The sequence below is a fragment of the Salinigranum halophilum genome, from assembly GCF_007004735.1.
GTDB lineage: Archaea > Halobacteriota > Halobacteria > Halobacteriales > Haloferacaceae > Salinigranum > Salinigranum halophilum.
This window is the reverse complement of the sequence record NZ_ML660182.1, coordinates 440,100-460,099: the sequence shown is the minus strand read 5'-3', so window position 1 is coordinate 460,099 and position 20,000 is coordinate 440,100. Positions and strand designations below refer to the sequence as shown.

The 20,000-nt window shown below is 66.9% G+C and carries 20 protein-coding genes and 1 tRNA gene; 13 read left to right on the top strand and 8 right to left on the bottom strand.

All coding sequences use genetic code 11. The features are described 5' to 3' along the window. The first annotated feature begins 45 nt into the window (after positions 1-45). Positions 46-963, top strand: a complete 918-nt coding sequence (locus tag E6N53_RS02395) for a hypothetical protein (RefSeq protein ID WP_142856604.1) — start codon at positions 46-48, stop codon at positions 961-963. A 217-nt stretch (positions 964-1,180) separates the two neighbouring features. Here the strand turns inward: E6N53_RS02395 and E6N53_RS02390 are convergent. Both E6N53_RS02390 and E6N53_RS02385 read right to left on the bottom strand, forming a co-directional pair. Next, a tRNA-Ala gene (locus tag E6N53_RS02390) sits at positions 1,181-1,252 on the bottom strand. An 86-nt stretch (positions 1,253-1,338) separates the two neighbouring features. Then, positions 1,339-1,623 carry a hypothetical protein gene (locus E6N53_RS02385; RefSeq protein WP_136588842.1) on the bottom strand — a complete coding sequence of 95 codons (285 nt, stop codon included), beginning with the start codon at positions 1,621-1,623 and terminating at the stop codon, positions 1,339-1,341. Between the two features lie 256 nt (positions 1,624-1,879). Here E6N53_RS02385 and E6N53_RS02380 point away from each other — a divergent pair, with 256 nt between their 5' ends. The 4 genes from E6N53_RS02380 to E6N53_RS02365 are packed head-to-tail and all read left to right on the top strand — an operon-like array spanning position 1,880 to position 4,489. After that, positions 1,880-2,344, top strand: coding sequence for a 30S ribosomal protein S15 (locus E6N53_RS02380; RefSeq protein ID WP_136588841.1), 465 nt, complete (start codon positions 1,880-1,882; stop codon positions 2,342-2,344). Continuing rightward, entirely contained in the window at positions 2,345-3,538 is a 1,194-nt protein-coding gene (locus E6N53_RS02375; protein WP_142856602.1) for a hypothetical protein, read from the top strand. Continuing rightward, positions 3,535-3,852, top strand: a complete 318-nt coding sequence (locus tag E6N53_RS02370; RefSeq protein WP_142856600.1) for a KEOPS complex subunit Pcc1 — start codon at positions 3,535-3,537, stop codon at positions 3,850-3,852. Before E6N53_RS02375 ends, E6N53_RS02370 begins: the two co-directional genes overlap by 4 nt. Beyond that, positions 3,845-4,489 carry a 30S ribosomal protein S3ae gene (locus E6N53_RS02365; protein WP_136602316.1) on the top strand — a complete coding sequence of 215 codons (645 nt, stop codon included), beginning with the start codon at positions 3,845-3,847 and terminating at the stop codon, positions 4,487-4,489. Before E6N53_RS02370 ends, E6N53_RS02365 begins: the two co-directional genes overlap by 8 nt. A gap of 523 nt (positions 4,490-5,012) precedes the next feature. Here the strand turns inward: E6N53_RS02365 and E6N53_RS02360 are convergent. Beyond that, the gene (locus E6N53_RS02360) at positions 5,013-5,456 is read right to left on the bottom strand and encodes a plastocyanin/azurin family copper-binding protein (protein ID WP_136588837.1); all 444 of its coding nucleotides are present in this window, start codon (positions 5,454-5,456) and stop codon (positions 5,013-5,015) included. Positions 5,457-5,578: 122 nt separating this feature from the next. Here E6N53_RS02360 and E6N53_RS02355 point away from each other — a divergent pair, with 122 nt between their 5' ends. Beyond that, positions 5,579-6,259, top strand: coding sequence for a protein sorting system archaetidylserine synthase (locus E6N53_RS02355; protein ID WP_142856597.1), 681 nt, complete (start codon positions 5,579-5,581; stop codon positions 6,257-6,259). Between the two features lie 20 nt (positions 6,260-6,279). On the opposite strand, the gene E6N53_RS02350 is transcribed toward E6N53_RS02355, so the two are convergent. Further along, positions 6,280-6,555 (bottom strand): DUF7111 family protein, encoded by a 276-nt coding sequence (locus tag E6N53_RS02350; RefSeq protein WP_142856595.1) that lies wholly within the window; start codon positions 6,553-6,555, stop codon positions 6,280-6,282. A gap of 122 nt (positions 6,556-6,677) precedes the next feature. Here E6N53_RS02350 and E6N53_RS02345 point away from each other — a divergent pair, with 122 nt between their 5' ends. After that, positions 6,678-8,177: an ATPase domain-containing protein gene (locus E6N53_RS02345; protein WP_142856593.1), complete on the top strand. Its 1,500-nt coding sequence runs from the start codon at positions 6,678-6,680 to the stop codon at positions 8,175-8,177. 28 nt (positions 8,178-8,205) lie between these two features. Here E6N53_RS02345 and E6N53_RS02340 read toward each other — a convergent pair whose 3' ends face one another. Next, positions 8,206-9,351 (bottom strand): acyl-CoA dehydrogenase, encoded by a 1,146-nt coding sequence (locus E6N53_RS02340; protein ID WP_136602312.1) that lies wholly within the window; start codon positions 9,349-9,351, stop codon positions 8,206-8,208. Positions 9,352-9,515: 164 nt separating this feature from the next. Between E6N53_RS02340 and E6N53_RS02335 the strand changes: the two genes are divergently transcribed. Together E6N53_RS02335 and E6N53_RS02330 are read left to right on the top strand one after the other, a co-directional pair. Beyond that, complete coding sequence (locus tag E6N53_RS02335) at positions 9,516-10,592, top strand: phytoene/squalene synthase family protein (RefSeq protein ID WP_136602311.1); 1,077 nt, start codon at positions 9,516-9,518, stop codon at positions 10,590-10,592. 149 nt (positions 10,593-10,741) lie between these two features. Next, the gene (locus E6N53_RS02330; protein WP_142856591.1) at positions 10,742-11,959 is read left to right on the top strand and encodes a TolC family protein; all 1,218 of its coding nucleotides are present in this window, start codon (positions 10,742-10,744) and stop codon (positions 11,957-11,959) included. A 32-nt stretch (positions 11,960-11,991) separates the two neighbouring features. Here E6N53_RS02330 and E6N53_RS02325 read toward each other — a convergent pair whose 3' ends face one another. Both E6N53_RS02325 and E6N53_RS02320 read right to left on the bottom strand, forming a co-directional pair. Continuing rightward, complete coding sequence (locus E6N53_RS02325) at positions 11,992-12,336, bottom strand: DUF7410 domain-containing protein (protein ID WP_236639677.1); 345 nt, start codon at positions 12,334-12,336, stop codon at positions 11,992-11,994. A 1-nt stretch (position 12,337) separates the two neighbouring features. Further along, positions 12,338-13,762, bottom strand: coding sequence for a hypothetical protein (locus E6N53_RS02320; protein ID WP_201741056.1), 1,425 nt, complete (start codon positions 13,760-13,762; stop codon positions 12,338-12,340). Positions 13,763-13,850: 88 nt separating this feature from the next. On the opposite strand from E6N53_RS02320, the gene E6N53_RS02315 reads away from it, so the two are divergent. After that, positions 13,851-14,708 (top strand): cytochrome c oxidase subunit 3, encoded by an 858-nt coding sequence (locus tag E6N53_RS02315; RefSeq protein ID WP_142856589.1) that lies wholly within the window; start codon positions 13,851-13,853, stop codon positions 14,706-14,708. 275 nt (positions 14,709-14,983) lie between these two features. On the opposite strand, the gene E6N53_RS02310 is transcribed toward E6N53_RS02315, so the two are convergent. Further along, positions 14,984-16,639 (bottom strand): potassium channel family protein, encoded by a 1,656-nt coding sequence (locus E6N53_RS02310; protein ID WP_142856587.1) that lies wholly within the window; start codon positions 16,637-16,639, stop codon positions 14,984-14,986. Positions 16,640-16,691: 52 nt separating this feature from the next. Here E6N53_RS02310 and E6N53_RS02305 point away from each other — a divergent pair, with 52 nt between their 5' ends. The 3 genes from E6N53_RS02305 to E6N53_RS02295 all read left to right on the top strand — a co-directional run bounded on the left by E6N53_RS02305 (position 16,692) and on the right by E6N53_RS02295 (position 19,936). After that, positions 16,692-17,054 carry a hypothetical protein gene (locus tag E6N53_RS02305; protein ID WP_142856585.1) on the top strand — a complete coding sequence of 121 codons (363 nt, stop codon included), beginning with the start codon at positions 16,692-16,694 and terminating at the stop codon, positions 17,052-17,054. Positions 17,055-17,079: 25 nt separating this feature from the next. Then, positions 17,080-17,355, top strand: a complete 276-nt coding sequence (locus tag E6N53_RS02300) for a CDGSH iron-sulfur domain-containing protein (protein ID WP_142856583.1) — start codon at positions 17,080-17,082, stop codon at positions 17,353-17,355. A 127-nt stretch (positions 17,356-17,482) separates the two neighbouring features. Further along, positions 17,483-19,936, top strand: a complete 2,454-nt coding sequence (locus E6N53_RS02295; RefSeq protein WP_142856581.1) for a DUF7527 domain-containing protein — start codon at positions 17,483-17,485, stop codon at positions 19,934-19,936. The last annotated feature ends 64 nt before the right edge of the window (positions 19,937-20,000 follow it).

The following is a 20,000-nucleotide window of genomic DNA, read 5'->3' as shown; positions in this document are numbered from 1 at the left end:
TACCACTCCCCATGCTTGATGAGGGCCTAGCCTATCCTTTATATTATGAGTGACAGTCTGGTTGAAAATGTATTCGATGACAAAGCTAGTTCCGTAGATTTTGAGATTACCTTGGCGGCTTTTCTCGCAACGGGCCTTCTTGCAGATCCAAACATCAGCTCACCTCTACGGATACCAACATACGGTGTTGCCATGTCACTTCTACTAATAACTCTGATACGGCGGATGGCAGTAATCAATCAGTTTGCCTTGTCAAAGCGGGTGATTCAAAATACAACATCGGCTCTCGTTATCCTCAGCACCTACTCAGGCTTGTATTTCGCTCTCGCTTTGGGAACTTACGCTTCAGTGGTTGTCCCGCTCAGCCCGTTGATTCTTGCGCTGGTTTTCACTTTCATAATTATTTTGTTGTCAATAGTACCGTATGAGCTGTATTTCAGAGATTTCATGCTGATGATGGCCGCGTTTGCATACGACAAGTACGACGGAAGTATCGAGAAAACAAAATATGGCGACCAGGTTATTGAGGCCATACAGAACACTCTTAAGATTGGTCTGTTGGACGCGAAGGACTATCCTCCAGAAGTAGACGTAATTCTTGACTCGGAGGGAATGTCTGTCCAGGAGGTTGAGAAATGGGAGCGAGTAGGGGGAAACCTCGGAGTCCTACTGGCAGTGGCCGGGATGCTTTCGCTTTTTGTCATTTCTGGAATCGTATTTGTGTGGTTATTGCCTGCAGATTCGATTGTGGGTAGAATAGCAATATTCGGTCTTGGAATCTTCTCTTTCCTTTGTGTAAATTATCTCATGGTTTCTTTCCGATTCCTGTATGGGCGGTATGGTATCGTGAGTTTTGGAGAGTTGTCATCATTTAAACAAACTCTTGTTCTGTCCACGTTCCTCTATCTCATGATTGGAGCACATATCTCGCATGCGTACAATCTCAATCTACTCCCACTTTGATTTGGCACTCCTCGCTGAATTCAGGGTGAGAATTATGTCGCGCATCATGACTCACTGGATGAAATCGATGTGTCTCAGGAGGGCGAACACCTCAAAGGGTGCAAATGCTCTCAGACGCACTTGCCGGTTTCAGGTAGTAACTGCCCCCTCAGACGGAGTGGCATCGAGGTATAGAACCGCCGCTGTCTGTTCAATTTAGTTCTGCGCAGAATCCTGATGGACTCGCCGGGATTTGAACCCGGGGCCTCTCCCATGCCAAGGGAGTGATCTACCCCTGATCTACGAGCCCTCGAACGCATCCAATCGTATCCGGGAGGGAGTATTAAGGGCTTCGACTCGGCGGGGTTGCGACAGAGACTGGCACAGGTGAGGGGTTCAGTCTTCTTTCGCGGACTGGAGTCGATTTCGGACTGCTTGCAGGTGCTCTGTCGTCTCCTCGTTCGCCTCGTCGATGAGGCGGTCGACGTCGGCGAGTAACTCGTCCAGTCGCTCTCGCGCTTGTGATTCGGCGTCTTCTGCTCCTGCCTCGAGGTCGTCGACGAGCTTCGAGACCTGTGAAGAGGCACTCTGTACGCCGGACTTCAGTTCGTCACCCGCACTGTCGAGGGCTTTCGCGAGGTCGTCACTCGCAGCCGAGAGGTCGTCTCGAATGGAACTCATGTGAGTAGTGTGTCCGTGCCTACATAAATAGTGATTGGGTGTATGACACTATCTTCGACTGTCTCCGACGACAGCCGTTCGCTCCTCACGCCGCGGGATGTCGTAACCGTTTAGTTCGGCGCGAGAAGGAAGATAGGTAGGGAACCAGCACGGCCGCAAATCTGACTCGCTCGGCGTCGGCGTCGGGCTTCGAGATTGCGGAAGTGCGTCGGTAGATTCGACGCTCTCCTGCGGTCTGTGGGTTCCAATTCAACCAATGGCACGAATGCACACCCGCCGCCGCGGCTCGTCCAGTTCGGACAAGCCGGTGGCAGACGACCCCCCCGAATGGAGCGACGTCGACGCGGACGACGTCGAAGCACGCATCGTCGAACTCGCAGAGCAGGGGCACGACCCCTCCCAGATCGGGATGAAGCTCCGCGACGAGGGCGTCAAGGGTACGCCGGTCCCGAACGTCAAGCTCGCGACCGGCAAGAAGGTCACCACGATTCTCGAGGAGCACGACGCCGCGTCGGAGCTCCCCGAAGACCTCACCAACCTGATGGAGCGCGCCATTCGCCTGCGCGAACACATGGAGCAGAACCCCCAGGACGCCCAGAACAAGCGCGCGCTGCAGAACACCGAGTCGAAGATTCGCCGTCTGGTCAAGTACTACCGCGGCGGGAAGCTCGACGAGGAGTTCACCTACAGCTACGACGTCGCCGTCGAACTGCTGGAGTAGATGTCCACCACCGCCGTCATGGAATCGCCATCCACCGCCGCGCCGACACCGAGCCCCGAGGAGCTCGCCGCGCGGCTCGCCGACGCCCCGTTCGTCCGGGTCGTCGTCGCGCCGACGGGGGGTGCCCTCGCGGCCAGCGGCGTCATCGCCCGCGCCCTGCGTGAGCGGACCGTGCCGTTCCAGGTGCGCGTCCGCCGCGCCTCGGCGTACGCGGTCGACGACGACGCCCTCACGCTTCGAATCGGCTCGGCCGGCCCCGCAGACCTGACGCTCGGCGACGCGGCACGCACGCCGGCAGTGGCGTTCGAGGTCGCGCGGGCGCTGGAGACCGCAGCCGACCCGTCTCTCGCACTCGCGGGCATCGCGGCCGGCGAAGCCGACCCGGCGGCGTCGACGCTCGCCGACAGGGCGGGCCTCGAGCGCGCCCCCGGTGTCGGCCTCCCGGTGACGGACCTCGCCGACGGCCTCGGACACACGACGCTCCTGCACGGGCCCGTCTCGGGCGGTGCCGACGCCGCGGGTGCGACGCTCGCGGAGTGGAACCTGCCCGCCGAACTCGACGCGGACGCTCGCCGGAAGTTCGCCTCGCTCGTCGCGGTCGAGACGACGACCGCGCCCGGCGCGACACCTCGGGCGGCCGAGTCCATCGCCCGTGCGCTGAACCCGCTTCACCTCGGCGAAGACGCGCCCTTCGCGACGGTCGAGGGCTACGGCGACGTGCTCTCGGCGGTCGCCCGCGAGGACCCCGGCACCGGAGTGGCCCTCGCACTGGGTCACGACGCGCGGACGGGAGCCCTGGAGGCGTGGCGCACACACGCGAACCACGTCCACACGACGCTTCGCGAGGCCGAGACGGCCCGATACGGCGGCGTCTTCGTCGTCCGTGCTGCCTCGGCCGAGGCGAGCGCGGACGGGACCGACGACGTCGAACGCCGACGCGCGGCCGGCCGCCTCCGGACCGTGGCGCGACTCGCTCGCGACTTCCGCTCGCCAGAACCGACGGTGCTGGTCGTGAGTGAGGGAGTCGCCGCCGCGGCGACCCACGACGACGCGGTCGACGTGACGAGCGCGCTCACGACGGGCCTCGGACCCGACGAGACCGGCACGGCCGACGGGACGGCCCGTGAGGCCGACGCCCGGTTCGACGGCCCGCCGGAGTCGTTCGAGACGGCGGCCAGGGAGGCCCTGTCGTGAGACGAGCGACCGTCCGCACGACGCACGCCACGCCCGCGACGGCCGAAATCGTCGCCGGAGCCATCGAACCGGACAACACCGACTCGATGACGACGCGCGTCGAGGGGTCGACCGTCGAGACGACCATCGAGCGCGAGACCACCGGTGGACTCCACTCGTCGGTCGACGACTACGTGGTGAACCTCACGGTGGCGAACCGACTGGCCGGAACGGACGATTCCGACACGGTGGAGACGGACACGACGGCAGTGACGGACACGCGAGACGAACCGACAGCCGACCACACAGACACAACACACGACAATCATGAGTGAACGATCAGTTTCGAGACAGAAGCGCGGCAAGCGCTGGTACACCATCCTCGCCCCCGAGCAGTTCGACCGCGAGGAACTGGGGACCACCTTCGCCGACGAACCGGAGAAAGTAGAGGGCCGCACCATCGACGTGACGCTCGGTGAGATCACCGGCGACGCCGGTGCCAACAACACCAAGCTCACGTTCAAGATCACCGAGGTCGCCTCGGACACGGCCTACACCGAGTTCATCAAGCACGAACTCACCCGCGACTACCTGCGGAGCCTCGTGCGCCGCGGCGCGTCGAAGATCGACGCGAACATCACCGTCCTGACGACGGACGACCACCGCGTCCAGCTGCAGCCGGCCGCCTTCACGACGAAGAAGGCCGACCGCAGCCAGGAGCAGGCCATCCGCCGGGTCATGATCGACATCGTCGAAGAGGCCGCCCGCGAGCGGACGTACGAGCAGCTCGTCGACAGCGTCGTTGAGGGCCGTCTCTCCTCCGCCATCTACGGCGAAGCCAAGGTCATCTACCCGCTCCGCCGGGTGGAGGTCCAGAAGCTCACCCTCGAAGCCCGCCCCGAAGAGGTCGAGGCCGAAGAGGAAGCCGCCGTCGACGTCGACGCCGACGAAGTGGCCGTCGACGAGGACTGAAGACGCGGGCTCAGCGGAGACGGATACACACACGACTTCGCGTTTTTTCCAGCCCCAGACTGCGAGTGACAGCGACGGCTGGACGGTGTCGGTGAGGAGCAGAGTACGTGTGTCTCGGTGAGTAGAGGCTCGTCTCGGTGGTGTGACAGAGGACAGACGAAGTACGAGTCGCCAGGGTGGTGGACCGCGGTTTCGTCCCTCCCCAGCCGGGTGCTCGCGCGCGGAGGCGCGAACACAGTCCCCTCGCACGAGTCACGCACTCGCTTCGCGCGGTCTGTTTCCGCGCGCCGACCGTCACAGCGTGGTGCGGTGGCGCGTGACGTCACGCGGTCCGTCCGCGTGACTCACGCGCGAGGGACGACTGAACGACCGAAGGGAGTGAAGGAGTCGGCTGGGGAGGCTCGTGACTGCGGTCCATCGCGCCCGTGCACCACGCGGTCGTCGTGTCGTCAGCATCCGTCGAGATACCCCCGAAAGCCCGCTCCACGAGTAGGACGTCGCCTGTCAACACGGAGCGTCTCGATTACTCCTCGACGATGACCGACCCGATCATCCCGCCGGGTTCGTGCGGGAGGCAGACGTAGTCGTACCGGCCGGGAACCTCGAACGTGTGGCTGTACGACTCGCCGGAGTCGATCTTCCCGCCGAGACGGTCCTGCCAGGCGTCGCGCGCCTCGGACTCGCTCGCGAAGCCGCCGCTGGCGAAGTACACGGCGTCGTCCGGGATGGCGTTCTCGTACGCCGTGACGGTGTGGCCGCGGGCGCTGGTGTTGTGCCAGACGACCTCCTCGCCCACCTGCACCGTGATCTGTGGTGGGTTGAACGCGGCCGCGGTCATGCCGACGTCGAACTCCCCGCCACTCCCGCCCGTGACGAGTGCGGTACACCCGGCGAGCGAGGAGACGCCGGCCGCCCCGAGGGCACCGAGAACCCGTCGCCGCGACGTCGCGTCGGTGAAACGGCTCATGTCCGAAGGTGAGGAGCGCGTGCGTAAATGTCGCGTGGTTCGTCTGAGCCGACGAGAAAGACGGACGGCGCGGCCGGGTGCGGATGTAAAGACGTAAAACCGCCCTCGTTCACGCGAGAGGTATGAAGCCGCGGTTCGTCGGTCGACTCGGCCTCGCAGATGCCGTGACCGTCGGGAACGCCGGCCTGGGCTTTCTGGCCGCCGCCGCGGCGACGGTCGACGCGGGGCTCGCGGCGCGGCTCATCCTGCTCGCGGCCATCGCTGACGCGCTCGACGGCGTCGTGGCCCGCCGGGTCGGCTCGACGCCCGCGGGCCCGTATCTCGACTCGCTGGCGGACGTCGCCTCGTTCGGCGTCGCCCCTGCGCTCCTCGTCGCCGTCGTCGTGCGGGAGGCGTGGGCGTCCGAGACGCTCCGCGTCGGCGTCGGCCTCGCGGTGACCGCAGTGTTCGTCGTGATGGCCGTCGTCCGCCTCGGCCTCTACACGGCCTACGACACCGACGTGAAAGAGACCCAGGGCGTCCAGACGACCCTCGCGGCGACCGTCATCGCCGCCACCGTCCTCGCCGGATTCGTCGACCCGCTCGTGCTGGTGGTGCTCACCCTGGTCCTCGCCGCGCTGATGGTGACGACGGTCGTCTACCCCGACTTGCACGCCCAGGACGCGCTCGTGATGGGCGTCGTCCAGTTCGTCGCCATCGTCGCCCCCGGCTGGTACGGCCGCGGGTTCGCCTACGCCTTGCTCTTTTTGGCGCTCGGCTACCTCCTCTTGGGGCCGGTGTTCTACTGGCGCGACGGGCTCTGACCGCCCGACACCACCCTCGGCTACATCCCCATGTCCGTAGCGTCCTCGGGCACCGGGAGCGCGTAGGGGTCGACGCCGAGGAGTTCGCCGGCGTGGTCGAGCGCCATGTCGAACCCGTAGTAGCGTTCGAGTTCGTCGCCGTCCGCGGTGGGGCGCACCTTCAACATCGCGTATCCCTCGCGGTTCTGGGCGATGGCCGCCGTCCGGCCGTCGCGGTCGAACTCCAGCACTCGTTCGGTGTCGGTCTCGTAGTAGCGGGCGGTCACGCCGATGTCGTCCGCGCTGGCGCTGCTCATGACCGCCGCTTGGATTCTGTGAACCCAAACCTGTCGGTTTCCGCAGTGTCCGACGGACACGCGTGGTGAGTCGTGAGAATCGGGGACGTAGAGCTATATACGCGACAGGTGTGAAGTGACCTATGTCACAGACCGAGACGAGGGTCGGCGTCGGCGACTCCGTCCTCGACAAGATGCTGGGCGGTGGACTTCCCCGGAACCGCGCGGTGCTCGTCACCGGTGGGCCCGGGACCGGAAAGAGCACGCTCGCGATGCAGTTCCTCCAGGCAGGACTCGACGCGGGCGAGGACTGTCTGTACGTCAGCACCGAACAGACGCTCGACGAACTCCACGACGCCTTCGCGTCGTTCACGTTCGACATCGACCACGACCACCTCACGTTCGTCTCCATCCACGCCACGCCGGGACAGACCATCGAAGGCGACGACGAACTCACACTCCAGTCGCTCGACGACCAAGAGATTCTCGGACCCGGGTTCGACGCTCCATTCACCGGGGAGTACATCCGGCAGTACCTCGAACGGTACGTCCCGTGTGACCGTGTGGTCTTCGACAGCACCTCCGGCCTCTCCGCCATCTCCAGCGACGAGAACCTCTACCGCCGGACCGTGTTGGACCTCGTCCGCTTCTTCAGCGACGACGCCGGTGCGACGACGCTCCTGACCGCGGAGGCCCACGGGACCGACTCACTCACCGGGAGTGATCTCCTCCGCTTCACCAGCCACGGCGTCATCGAACTCTCGCGGCGGACGGTCCGCTCGGACACTCACCGCTTCCTCGAGGTGTCGAAGATGCGAGGCGTCGACCACGACCATCGCTCGATGGAGCTGGAGATCGCGCCGGACGGCGTCCGCGTCGGGCCGCTCCGACGCTCACAGCCGCCGGCGCTGAAGGACCACCGCCACGCGCCCGTCGGCATCCCGGGACTCGACGCGCTCTGTGGCGGCGGACTCGTCCGCGGTGCGGGCGTCCTCCTCCAGCACGACGGGCAAGCGAACCTGGCGGCGCTCTTTTCGGTCCTGCTCGCGCACGCGTTCGACACCGACCACACCGTGTTGCTCGTGCCCACCATCGCGCTCCGGCAGTCGCGCGTCGAGTCGCTGCTGGGTGGCCACGGCCTCGCGCTCGACGAACTCCTCGCCGAGGACCGTCTCTTCGTCGTCGACCTCATCGGCGCGTGGGACCAGTCCGTGCCGAACGTCTACGGCTCACCCGACAGCGGGGCCGAACTGACCGACCTCATCTCCGACCTCGACAACCGGACCGACCGCGACCGGTTCCACATCGTCAACGCCGACGCCGTGACACACGCGTTCGGCGACGAGGAGGCGCGGCAGGTCCGCTACTTCGAGGAGGCCCAACTCGTCGAGGACGGCGACACGCTGTTGCACGTGTCGAACCCCGACACCATCGGCGACCAGATCAGTGCCTTCTACCGGAACGCCGCCGACCAGGTGCTCGACGTCTGGATGGAAGAAGACGGCCTCCAGTACGTCACGCTCAGGAAGTCACCCTGTGGCTTCGTCGGGACGACGTCGCTCGTCGAGTACGTCGAGGAGCCGCCGTATCTCCGCGTGCAGTACCCCCCACAGACCAGGGAGAACCCCTACGCCTGCGAGTGAGCCCCGTGTAGCGTCGACTCGTTCCCGTTCACGAGTCCAGCACCTGGTCGCCGATGGTGTTCCGGAGAATCTCCGAGGTCCCTTCGTATATCTCGTTGAGCTTCGCGTCGCGGTAGAACCGCTCGACGGGGAAGTCCTTCGTGTAGCCGTAGCCGCCGTGAATCTGGATGGCCTCGTTCGCCACCTCTCTCGACACTTCCGACGCGTACAGCTTCGCCTGTGCGGCCTCCTTGATGTACGACTCGTTCTTGATCTTCAGGTCAGCCGCCTGGTGCATCAGGAGTGTGGCCGCCTGTAGCTTGGTGTCCATGTCCGCGAGTTTGTGCTTGATGGCCTGGAACTCGCCGATGGGCTGGCCGAACTGCTCGCGGTCGTTCGCGTACTGCTTCGCCTCGTCCAGCGCCGCGCGGGCGATGCCGACACCGCGCGCCGCGATGGTGATGCGGCCGCCGTTGAGCGTCTTCAGCGCCTGGACGAACCCCTCACCCTCCTCGCCGATGAGCCGCGACTCGGGGATGCGCATGTCGTCGAACCGCAACTCCGCGGTCGGACAGCCCTTGTCGCCGAGTTTGTGCTCGGTCCCCTCGACGTGAAAGCCCGTGTCCTCCTTGGGCCGGACCACGAACGACGAGATGCCGCGGTTGCCGGCTTCCTCGTCGGTCTTGGCGAACACGGTGACGGTGTCCGCGACCGACCCGTTCGAGATCCACAGCTTCGACCCGTCGACGACGTACTCGTCGCCCTCCTTGCGCGCGACCGTCTCCATCGCGGGCACGTCGGAGCCGGCACCGGCCTCCGAGAGCGCGAACGCCCCGATGTCCTCGCCGAGGTTCAGCGGCTCGAGGTACTCGTTCTTCTGCGCCTCGCTCCCGAACTCGTAGAGCATGTTGCCCGCGAGCGAGGTGTGTGCGGCGACGACGGTGCCGAGGCCGCCGCTCCCCCGCGATATCTCCGCGAGGCCGATGGCGTACGAGTGGTAGTCGAGGCCGGCCCCGCCGTACTCTTCGGGGAACGGCATCCCCATGAGGCCGAGTTCGGCCATCTCGTTCACCAGGTCCCACGGGAACTCGTCGGTCTCGTCGATCTCCGCCGCGCGCGGCGCGATCTCCTCGTCGACGAACTCCGCGACCATATCTCGAATCTGTCGTTGCTCCGTCGTGAGGGCGAAGTCCATACCCGCGCTTCGAGGGGTCGCGGCTTGAATGTTGGCGCGCCGTGACGTCGTGTGGACCCGCGACGTCGCTCGCCGTCGCACCGGCCGTTCGACCGTCGCGCGCGGGAACGAATCCATGTCCCACGAACTTTTTATGCCCCCATGCCTACATCCGGCTATCTCGAATGTCTAGACACGCAGACCGTCCGCCGGGAGCCGACGCCGACATAGAGTGGTGTCACGAGGCGGTCCAGGGCGTCTCACGAACCTTCGCCCTGACCGTGGACGTGCTCGAAGAGCCCATGTCGTCGTACATCTGTGTCGGCTACCTCGTCTGCCGCATCGCCGACACCGTCGAGGACGCCGACGACATCCCGCCCGAGGCGCAGGCGCGGCTCCTCCGGCTGTACGACGCGGCGCTCGACCCCGAGGACGAGACCACCATCGAGACGTTCGTCGAGAACGTCGACCCGTATCTCCCGCCCGAAGACGACCGCTCCGAGGACTGGGACGTCGTCGCCAACGCTCCGCGGGTGGTCCGAACCTTCGAGGGGCTCCCACACGACGTCCGCGAGGCGGTGACGCCGCCCGCGCGCGAACTGGTCCAGGGCATGGCGATGTTCGTCGAGCGGTACGCCGAGAAGGGTGGGCTCCGCATCCAGTCCCGCGAGGAACTCGAAGAGTACTGTTACTACGCCGCCGGCACCGTCGGCAACCTCATCACGAACCTCGTCACCCGCGGCGACGTCGCCTCCGAGCGCCGCGCCAAGCTGTACGAGACCGCCGAGGAGTTCGGTCTGCTCCTCCAGCTCGTGAACATCGCGAAGGACGTCCGCGACGACTACGAGGAGGAGAACAACGTCTACCTCCCCGCGGAGTGGCTCGCCGAGGAGGGCATCGCTCAGGACGCCGTCCTCGCCCCGGAGAACGCCCCCGGCACCGCCGCGGTCGTCGAGCGCACCGCCGACCACGCGACCGGTTTCCTCGACGACGCGCAGACGTACCTCGAGACGGTCCCACTCACCGACGGCAACACGCTGGCCGCGTGGGCCATCCCGTTCCTCCTCGCGGTGGGGACCCTCCGCGAACTGCTCGCTCGCCCCGAGGACGCGGTCTCCTCGCAAGGCGTGAAGATCTCCCGCCAGGAGGTGTTCGCCGTCGTCGGCGCGATGACGGGGAGTACGGGTAGAGAGTCGCTCGCGGAGCTGAAAGAGCTCATCTACCGCCAGCCGTACCACCTCGCGCGGACGAGCGCCGACTGATTCGGCGGGTCGCTGGACAGAGCCTCGAATCGGTCCATCGCTCCCCTCGCAGACCACGCCTCGACGCGGGTCGTGTTCGGAACCAACGACCCGACCGCTTATGATGTCACATAGCGTACTTTTTCTGGAGGGGGTAACAGATGAGTTCGATGACCGACGAAACGAACCGTCCGGAGTTTTCGACCGGCGAGGAGGCCCAGATAAGAGAGCCCGAAACGACACTGGGAGGGATACGTACGTACCTCCCGCTGTACACCTCCCCACGAATCCGGCAGTTGAAGACCAAAATCGACATCTCCAAGCTGGAACTCGAACGGCTGGACAAACAAATCCGGGAAGGCAGAGCCGACACGAGAGCGCTACCAGACGTGGAGGCGTGCCGGAGTCACCTCGACGTAGCGTACCGGTCGATTGGTGCGAGTGAGGAACCGACGGAGGAGATCTCCGGAGGAGAAGATATCGTGTCGGCGTATCAGGCGCTGTTTGCGGCGAAGCGTGAGTTGCTCCACCTTCGCTGGTTCGCGTTCGTCGAACCGTCCACGTCGTCCAACGCGGGCGAGGGGGTGAAGTCTTCACAAGACTTCGTCCGCCAAGAGGCCACGAAGCTCCTGACACGAGCGGAGAACGAACTCTCCGGCTGGGCGTTCTACGTGATCGTGCGGATGCTCACGGCGGACGGCTCACAGCTCCGTGAGCACCTCGAAATCAGCACCGTTATCGAGGCACGACAGGTGTACGACGAGCAGACGCTCAGACAGATCGAGTTAGCCGATATCCTCGAACGGCAGTACAGTCTGTTCATGAACGCCGCAGGAGCCAGCGCCCTCGCTGTCGTCGCCCTCGCCGTCGTTTCGCCGTACCTCGCCTCGCTCGTGTCCTGGCTGTCGGGGTGGTTCGTCGGGTTCGCCTCCGGCAACGAACTGCTCGGACTGTTTGGTGGGCTGACGCTCCAGTACGGGCCGGTATTCTACGTCGCGGTGGCGCTGTTCGGACTGCTGGGCGCGTCGATCAGCGGGTTGCTCACCCTCCGCGGAACCGCACCCTCTGCACGGGTTCCCGTCGTCACCATCGACCTGCGTATGCTGGCGTGGGCTCGACTGTACACCGGAGTCGGGGCAGCGCTAGTGCTGGTAACACTCGTCGAGAGCGGTCTGCCCGACTTGGTTTTCTCGTTCCCCGTCGATGTCTCGAACGCCCCGACCGCGCTCCTACTTGCATTCGTCGCCGGGTTCTCCGAGCGACTCCTCACCCGGACGATGTTCACAGTCAGTGGGGAAGACTCGGAGTCTGACGTCGAGTCGCTTCTCCGATACGAGCGACAGGCGGAGGAGCATCGCCCAAGGGCTGACAAGACGCCGACTGAGTGACCGACGTCTCGGGCTCGGCGTCGCCGACAGCCTCACGTCACGACGGCGAAGACGAAGAGGAAGCCGAAGTAGAGGAGGACCAAGAGCCCGAGCGCGATGATACGGAACCGCCGGAGCGACGCGTTCTCCTCCGCGTAGGCCGCCTCGAACGCCTCGCGCTCGTCCGCGGTCACGACGTCGCCGTGGGCGAGTCCGCGGTGCAAGACGAGGTACGACTCCTCGGTGAAGGGGCGGCCGCAGTACGCACAGCGATACACCGGCCCCCCCTCGGGAACGTCGGTTTCGACGGTGGTCCGTGGCGACGCCGTCGCCTCGGCTCTCGTCGTCGGTTCGACTGGCGATGCGGCATCCGTCGGCGGTTGGGTGTTCGAGGACATCTCAGGTGGAGAGGAACGGTGGGGCGACGAACGGTTCGGCGATGACCCAGAGGCTCACCATCGTGTACGCGATCATGACCGCGGTGACGCCGTACTGGCTGTGGACGGCCTGGAGCCGACTGGGGAAGAGGTCGTAGGCCGTCGCGTGGGCGACCCAGACGGCGACCAGATGGCCCGCGAGGACGAACCCGAGGTCGAGCGCGGTGAACCACCCGGGGACGACCAGCACCGTCGGGTTCGCCGGCGGCGACAGCGGCGCGGCGAGCACCTGGAGGAACGTCGGTGTGAGTGTGAGGACGGTGCCGAGGTTGTGCGCGAGGTGGTAGCCGGCGGCGATGGCGAGGAGCGCGGGAGCGAACCGCCGGCCGAGTTCGGCGGCGGAGAGATAGGTGTCGCACGTCCGTCGGGCCGCGGCGGTCGCGAGGTCGTAGGCGACGAGGAAGAGGCCGAAGCCGGCGAGGTACGCGCCGAGGTAGACCACGAGCGGCGGAACGCCGACGCCGACGACGGTCCGGACGACGCCGGCCCAGAGCTCCGTCGCGATGAGGCCGTCGTAGGTCGTCACGAACAGGATGGCGACGACGAACGCCACCTCGTCGCGGCCGGTGACGAGTCGCGTCTCCGACAGCGCCGCGCCGGGAAGCCGGAGGCGCAGTCCCTCGTCGGTCCGTTCGACGGGGGCGACGCGACCGTAGTACCGCAGTGCCCGCGAGAGCGGGTCGGCCATCGAGAACCACGTGTCGGTGCCGAAGACGACCGCACCCGTGAGAGTGACGACCGTGTACGCGACGACGACGGTGGACAGGAGGACGGGGTCCTCCGCGAGCGGGGAGGTGACCTCGAGCCAGACGAGCGCGAGCAACCCGACCACGCTCGGCCACGTGCCGAAGCGCTCGGGGTACGGCCGGTCGAGCGACGGGAGGGGGGAGGCCAGCGTCCGGAAGGGGTTGACGCTCGGCCAGGTGTTGCCCACGAGGTACGTCGAGGCGACGTACCCCCCCCACCAGCCGACCCAGACGACGAGGATGGCGAGGTTCCGGGTCGGCGTGTCCGGCCCGACGAAGCCGAGGACGACCACGGCGACGAGGGAGACGACGCCGGCCACCTGTCCGAGTCGAGAGAGGAGACGAGCGGGTGCCGGGAGCGCGCGACGCCAGGCGTGGATGCTGGCGATGAACGCCCGGTCGGTGACGAAGCTCGCGAGGAGGAACGACGCGCCGACGACGCCCCCGCCCGTGAGGAGGAACAGCCAGGTGGGGACGGCGAGCGACTCGCGGGCGGCCCCGCGGACGGCCCCGCCGTGGGCGGCCGCGACGCCCGCAGTCGCGACCAGCGCGACGAGCGCGACGAACGCGGTTGCGAACCAGCGGGCCGCGGGACGGCGGGCCCCAGGACCGCCGGACGCGACGCGAAAGAGACGCTCCATACGCGCGGTTGGGGGTGGGGGAAAGAGTAGGTTGCGACTCGGCGGTCGTTTGGGTGGATTTTTACCAGTCGAATCGTAACTGGCGGCCATGAGTCTGGAAGAACACGACGACCACGGTCACGGTGGTCACCACCTCCCGGCCGTCGAGGACTGGCCCCGGGGGTTCGGTGAAGCCAGCTGGTGGCCCTTCGTCACCGCGCTCGGCGGCGCGGGCATCTACGTCGGTGCCGCGCTGTACATCATGGGACAGGGAGAGAGCTCCATCGTCGGCCCGATGCTCGGTCCCGGCGTCACCGTCGGCTCCATCGGCCTGTTCCTCGTCGGCATCTACGGCTGGCTCTACCACGCCTTCGTCGTCCACTTCTGGGACCGCGGTATCGACCACCACTCCGAGACCAAGCTCCGGTGGGGGATGATCGCGTTCCTGGGCTCCGAACTCGCGACGTTCGGTGCCGTGTTCACGTACTACTTCTTCATCCGCGCGGGGACGTGGCCGCCCCAGGAGCTCCCGCCACTGACGAGTTCACTCGTCATCGCCAACACGGCGTTGCTGGTGGCCTCTTCGTTCACGCTCCACTGGGCGCACGTCGCCATCCGCAACGAGGACCGCCGGAACTTCATCCTCGGCCTCGCCGTAACGCTCCTCCTGGGCGTCGTCTTCATCGGCGGGCAGGTGCTGGAGTACTACGAGTTCATCATCGGGAAAGGATTCACGCTCACCTCCGGCATCTACTCGTCGGCGTTCTTCGGTCTGACGGGGCTGCACGGCCTGCACGTCACGCTCGGTGCCGTCATCCTCGGCATCGTCTTCGTCCGCGCCCTGCTCGGGCAGTACTCCGCGGAACGGCACGTCTCCGTCTCGACCGCCTCGATGTACTGGCACTTCGTCGACGTCGTCTGGGTGTTCCTCGTCGTCGTCCTCTACGTCGGCGCGGAAGTCGCATAATCGCGGTCGAGTGGGTTCGGACTGGTTTTCTCGCGGTCGGTGACGCACTGGACGGTGTGGGCTCTTCTGCCGTGCGACTCCCGGACTCGTGTGCAGTGAAGTGAGTGTACTTGATGTCGGCAGCGCGTCGGATTCCCGAGGAGTCGGCCAGGGCAAACAAGCAGACCGCACCGCGCACGGGCGCGGCAGTCGTGCGCTCACCGAACCAGCCCCAGCACCCCCCACGCACAGTGTGTCAGCCCGCTCGTTGAACGCCACGCCTGCCCCTGTCGCCGTCAACTGACGATCTCGTTGAACCGGTTGACGTCGCGGTCGGGGCCGACGACGACGAGCGTGTCGCCCGTTCGGACGACGAAGTCCGGTCCGACCTCGGTGATGAGTTCGCCGTCGCGCTCGGCGGCGACGACGGTGCAGTTCGTTCGCGCGCGGACGTCGGCTTGCGCGAGCGTCTTCCCCGTGAGCGCCGGGGCGGTCGTCCGGACGATCTCCAGTTGTGCCTCCGGCGCGATGACCTCCTCGTCGAGCAGGTTCGAGGCGAGCAACCGACCGGAGACGGTCGCCAGCGCGAGGACGTACTCCGCGCCGGCGCGGTAGAGCTTGGGGATGCTCTCGGCCTCGTTCGCCCGGGCGATGACCTCGATACCCGGCGCGACCTGGTTGATGACGAGCGTCGCGAACACCGCCGTGGTGTCGTTGTCGACCGCGAGGACGACGCTACGGGCGTTCTCGACGTCCGCCTTCTGGACGGTCTGTCTGTCGGTGATGTCGCCGACGACGTCGACGCCGGGTCCCTCCTCGAGGTCGACGACGACCGTCGGAACCTCCGCGGCCGCCAGCGCGTCGGCCGCCGTCGAGCCGACCTCGCCGTTGCCGACGACGACGACCGTCCCCCGGCGGTAGCGGCGGGCCTCCGAGAGGGTGAGCTCCTTCAGCCGGTCGAGCTGCGGCTCGCGGCCCGTCACGAGCAGGATGGTGTGTTCGTCGATGACCTCCTCGGGCGGCGGCGGGGAGACGAACTCGCCGCGGAACCACGCGCCGATGATGGTGACGCCGGGTTCGGCGGCGATGCCCGAGTTGGCGATGGTCTTTCCCTCCACCTCGGCCCCCTGCTGGACGAGCAGTTCGACGACCTCGAAGTCCTCGGCGATCTCCACGGCGTCGCCGAGGTCCGTCGAGATGGAGGTCGCGGCCTTGCTCGCGAGGCTGTCGCCGAGGAGTCGGCGCGGGGAGACGATCCGGTCGGCGCCGGCGTACCGGTGGTAGTCGGCGAGGTCGGCGTTCTCGATGAGGCTGATGACGCGGATGTCGGGGTCGACCTGCTTCGCCGAGAGGATGATGCTCGCGTTCGTCTCGTCGTCCGCGTCGGCGACCAGGGCGACCGCCTCGTCCGCGTTGGCCGCGGTGAGGTCACCGACCGATTCGGGGTCGCCGTGGACGACGGCGTACCCGTCGTCGACGAGTTCGCGGGCGACCTCGCGGTCGGATTCGACGATGACGTAGTCGGTGCCCATCGATTCCAGTTCCCCGACGAGCGTGTCGCCTCGGGGGGTGAACTCGCAGATGACGACGTGGTCGGTGAGCGACGTCGCCGTCGGCGGCGCGGTCCGGAGCGACTCTTCGACGAGTGGAACCAGAAAGAGCGGGAGCGTCGTGAAGATGAGCGCCACCCCGGTGAACTGCATCACCATCATCAGGAGGAACATCCCGTTCGTCGACCAGCGGGCGGCGTCCTCGCCGTAACCGGTGGTGGTGAACGTCTCGACGACGACGTGCAGGGACTCGACGTAGCCGACGTCGACACCCTCGAGGGTCCGCATCCCGTACTGGTAGAGGAGCGCGTACACGAACATCGCCGCGGCGGCGACGCCGAGGTACAGGAGGGCACGCCGACGGGCCTCGGTGAGGGCACCGTCGACGCTGGCCTGCGACATACCACCGGCTTCGACCCGCGGGGGATAAAAGCACACCGTCCCACCGACCAGTATGGCCGACGGCGACGCGAGCGCGCGGCGTGACGCCGCGCTGACCGGGGTCGTGCTCGGGGGAGTCGCGAGCGCGGCGTTTCTCGTCGGCGCACCGGTCACACCGACGGCGCTGGCGGCCGGTGCCGCCGCGACGGTCGTCGCCGAACTCCTCTTGTCGCTCCGGTCGGCGTGGGTCCGAGCCGTCTGGGGACGGCGAGCGGTGCAGGCGACGGCCGTCGTAGTCGGCCTCGTGGGCGGGGTCGGCCTCGCGCTCCTCGTCGGCCCGTGGGTGCTCACGGCGCTCGTCGCGGCGCTTCTCACCTACCTCCTGGTCCTCGCCGCGAGCGTGCTGTGGCGTCGTGGCGGACGGCCAAACGACTAACTCGCTGCTGGTCGCACCAGCGACCGTGTCACGAGAGGTCACCCACACCGCCGACGGACCGTACCGACTCACCGCCGAGGACATCGACGAGAAGTACGGCGACGTCGCCATCTGTCGGTGTGGACTCAGCGCGAACCGGCCGTTCTGCGACGGCTCTCACCGGCAGGCCGAAGACGAGGAGGACGGGGTCCGGTACAAGTACGTCGACGGAGAACGCCGCGTCGTCGAACTACGCTACGTCGACGAGCACGCCGGGAGCGACGGGGACGGCGGCGACGCCGAGACCGACGCGTCCGGCTGAGCAGTCACGCGAGCGAGCCGACGGGCGCGACGAGCGCGACGAAAACACCCACTGCGGACGAGGGTCGTTATCACGGACGAGAGAACGGGGGAAAGTATTTCACGCGTTTACCGCGAAACTGTGCCAAATGGACTCACTAATCGTCGACAGAGTGACCGGGTGGGAGACGGTCACGGGACGGGGGGCTGGCGACCTCCCGTCGCTCGCTCGCGACGAGTTCTCCGGCGCGGTGACGGCGGGTGCCGCGTGGGCGTTCCTCCTCAACGGCCGCGTCGTCGGGCTCTTCGACGGGACACTCGAGGACTTCGAGGGCGGCGACGTCACCGTTTACCGGGCTCCCGACCCCGCGCTCCCGCTGCTCTTCGCGATGCAGGAGACCGGCGGCGAGACCCGCGCGAAGTACTACTCCGAGGAGACCTCGCTCCGGGAGGTCGACCGGACGCTCTCGTCGGGGAAGTTCACCGGCTACGTCGAACTGTCGGAGAACGTCCTCTCGGGCGACTACTACGTCGTCTACCACGGCGGTCGGTCGATGAGCGTCGCCTACGTCGGGGCGAGCGAGCGCCTCGTCACCGGCGACGAGGCGTTCGACCGCGCCGCCGACGAGGTCGGCATCTACGCCGTCAACGCCGTCGAGGTCACCGTCACCGACCTCCCCGATGGGGCGGGCCGCGGCGACGTCGCCGGCGCGGACGGTGACAGTGCCGAGGCGGGGGGAGTCGACGCCGACGCCCCCGACCAGGAGAGCGTGACGTTCGGGGCGGCAGCCGACGAATCCACCGAGGACCCCGGCACCGAGGCCGCGACCGGGCCGGACACCGACCCGGACCGGTACGACGGCCTCACCGGGGGGATGGGAATCGGGCTCAACAGCGACGAGGCGGCCGAACCGTCGACTGCCGACGCGCCGGCCGACGAGGGTGGACACGGGGCGACGGACGCGACCGACGAAGACACGTTCGGGGACGTCACGACGGGCGAGGAGGCGGACGAGGCCGACGCGACGGACGGAACCGACGAGGTGGACAAGCCTGACCGGGAGGCCGAGGCTGACGAGGTGGACGAGCCTGACCGGGAATCCGAAGCCGACGACGGGACCGAAGACGTCGGACACGACGCCGAAGCGGTCGGGACCGGTCTCGACGCGGCGTCGACGCCGGCAGCCCGTGAGGAATCGACGGAGAGAAAGGACGAGGCAACGGCGGAGGGCCCCTCGGCGCAGGGAACCGACCCCACGAGCGGCGACACCGACGCCGATACCGACGACTCCGAAGACGCCGTCGCCGCGACGAACGGGGAGGCCGCGGAGCACGCCACCGACGCAGACCCGGTCTCGGCCGCAGAGCCGACACCAGAGGCCGCTCCGGAGGCGGGTGACGGCGAGCCGGCGGAAACGGAGCCCGCTGGTGCCGACGAGAGCGGCGCGTTCTCCGCGGAGCGACAGTGGCAGCAGACGCGGCGCATCCCGGCGCTCTCCCCCGACGAGTCGCTCGAACGCGAGGCGGCGTCGGCGACGGCCGAGGGGGGCGACGAGGGCGCGACCGACACGGAGAGTGAAGCGACTGACAGCCAGCGAAAGCCGGCCCCCGGTGGGCGTGCAGACGCAGCGGGGTCTGCGGCACCGATGGGGTCGGCAGCGGACGCGAGCGAGTTGCAGTCGCGTCTCGAGCGGGTGCGGGCGGAGCGGGACGAACTCGCCTCGAACGCTCGGGCGCTCGAGTCGGACCTCGAGTCGGTCACTCGCGAGCGCGACCGCCTCAGAGCACGGGTCGCGGACCTCGAATCGGAGCTGTCGGCCCGCCGCGAAGCGACCACGCCCGCGGAAGGGGACGCGGGTCACGGAGACGAGGGCCAGCGGCTGTCGCCCGCGGCCGCCCGCGAGGGGACGAACCTCTTCGTTCGATACCGGAGCAAGGGGCAGCCGACGCTGAAGAAAGCGCAGGCTGGCGAGGCCAAACAGTCGGCGGTCGTCGAGAACCTCCGACTGGAGTACCACACGACGTTCGAAAGCGACGAGACGACCGTCGACGGCGAGCCCTACGAGGCGTTCCTCTACGGGACGACGGAGTGGCAGTTCACGAAGTGGGTCGTCGAGGAACTCCTCTACGAAATCGGTCGGTCGGGCCACCGCGTCGACCTGGCCCCGCTGTTCGACCGCATCCCGAAGGTCGACCGAATCGAGTTCGATGGGGCCGTCCCGGTGACCGTCGACGACGGGGAGAGCCAGCGTCACGAGAGCCGCACGTTCGACCTCGTCTTCTGGGACTCGATGGGCGACCCGCTGTTCGTCGTCGACGTCGACACGAGTCGGAACGCGACCACACAGGAGATGGTCGGGTCGCTCATCGACGGAGCGCGGGCCGTCGGCGAGTCGAAGGACACCCTCGGCGGTGCCTTCTCCGTCACGACGTCGTTCTTCGAACCCGGCGCGCTCGACGCCGTCGGTGAGGCGACGAAGAGCGGCCTCTTGAGCCGAAGCTCGAAGAAGAGCTTCGTGAAGCTCTCACGGAAACAGGGGTATCACCTCTGTCTGGTCGAGGCCCGCGACGGCGAGTTCCACCTGACGGTGCCGGAGCTGTGAGGCGGGAGACGGGCGTCGCTCCTCGCGTCGGACGTCCGTGTGAGAACGAGAGTAGCAGTACGGT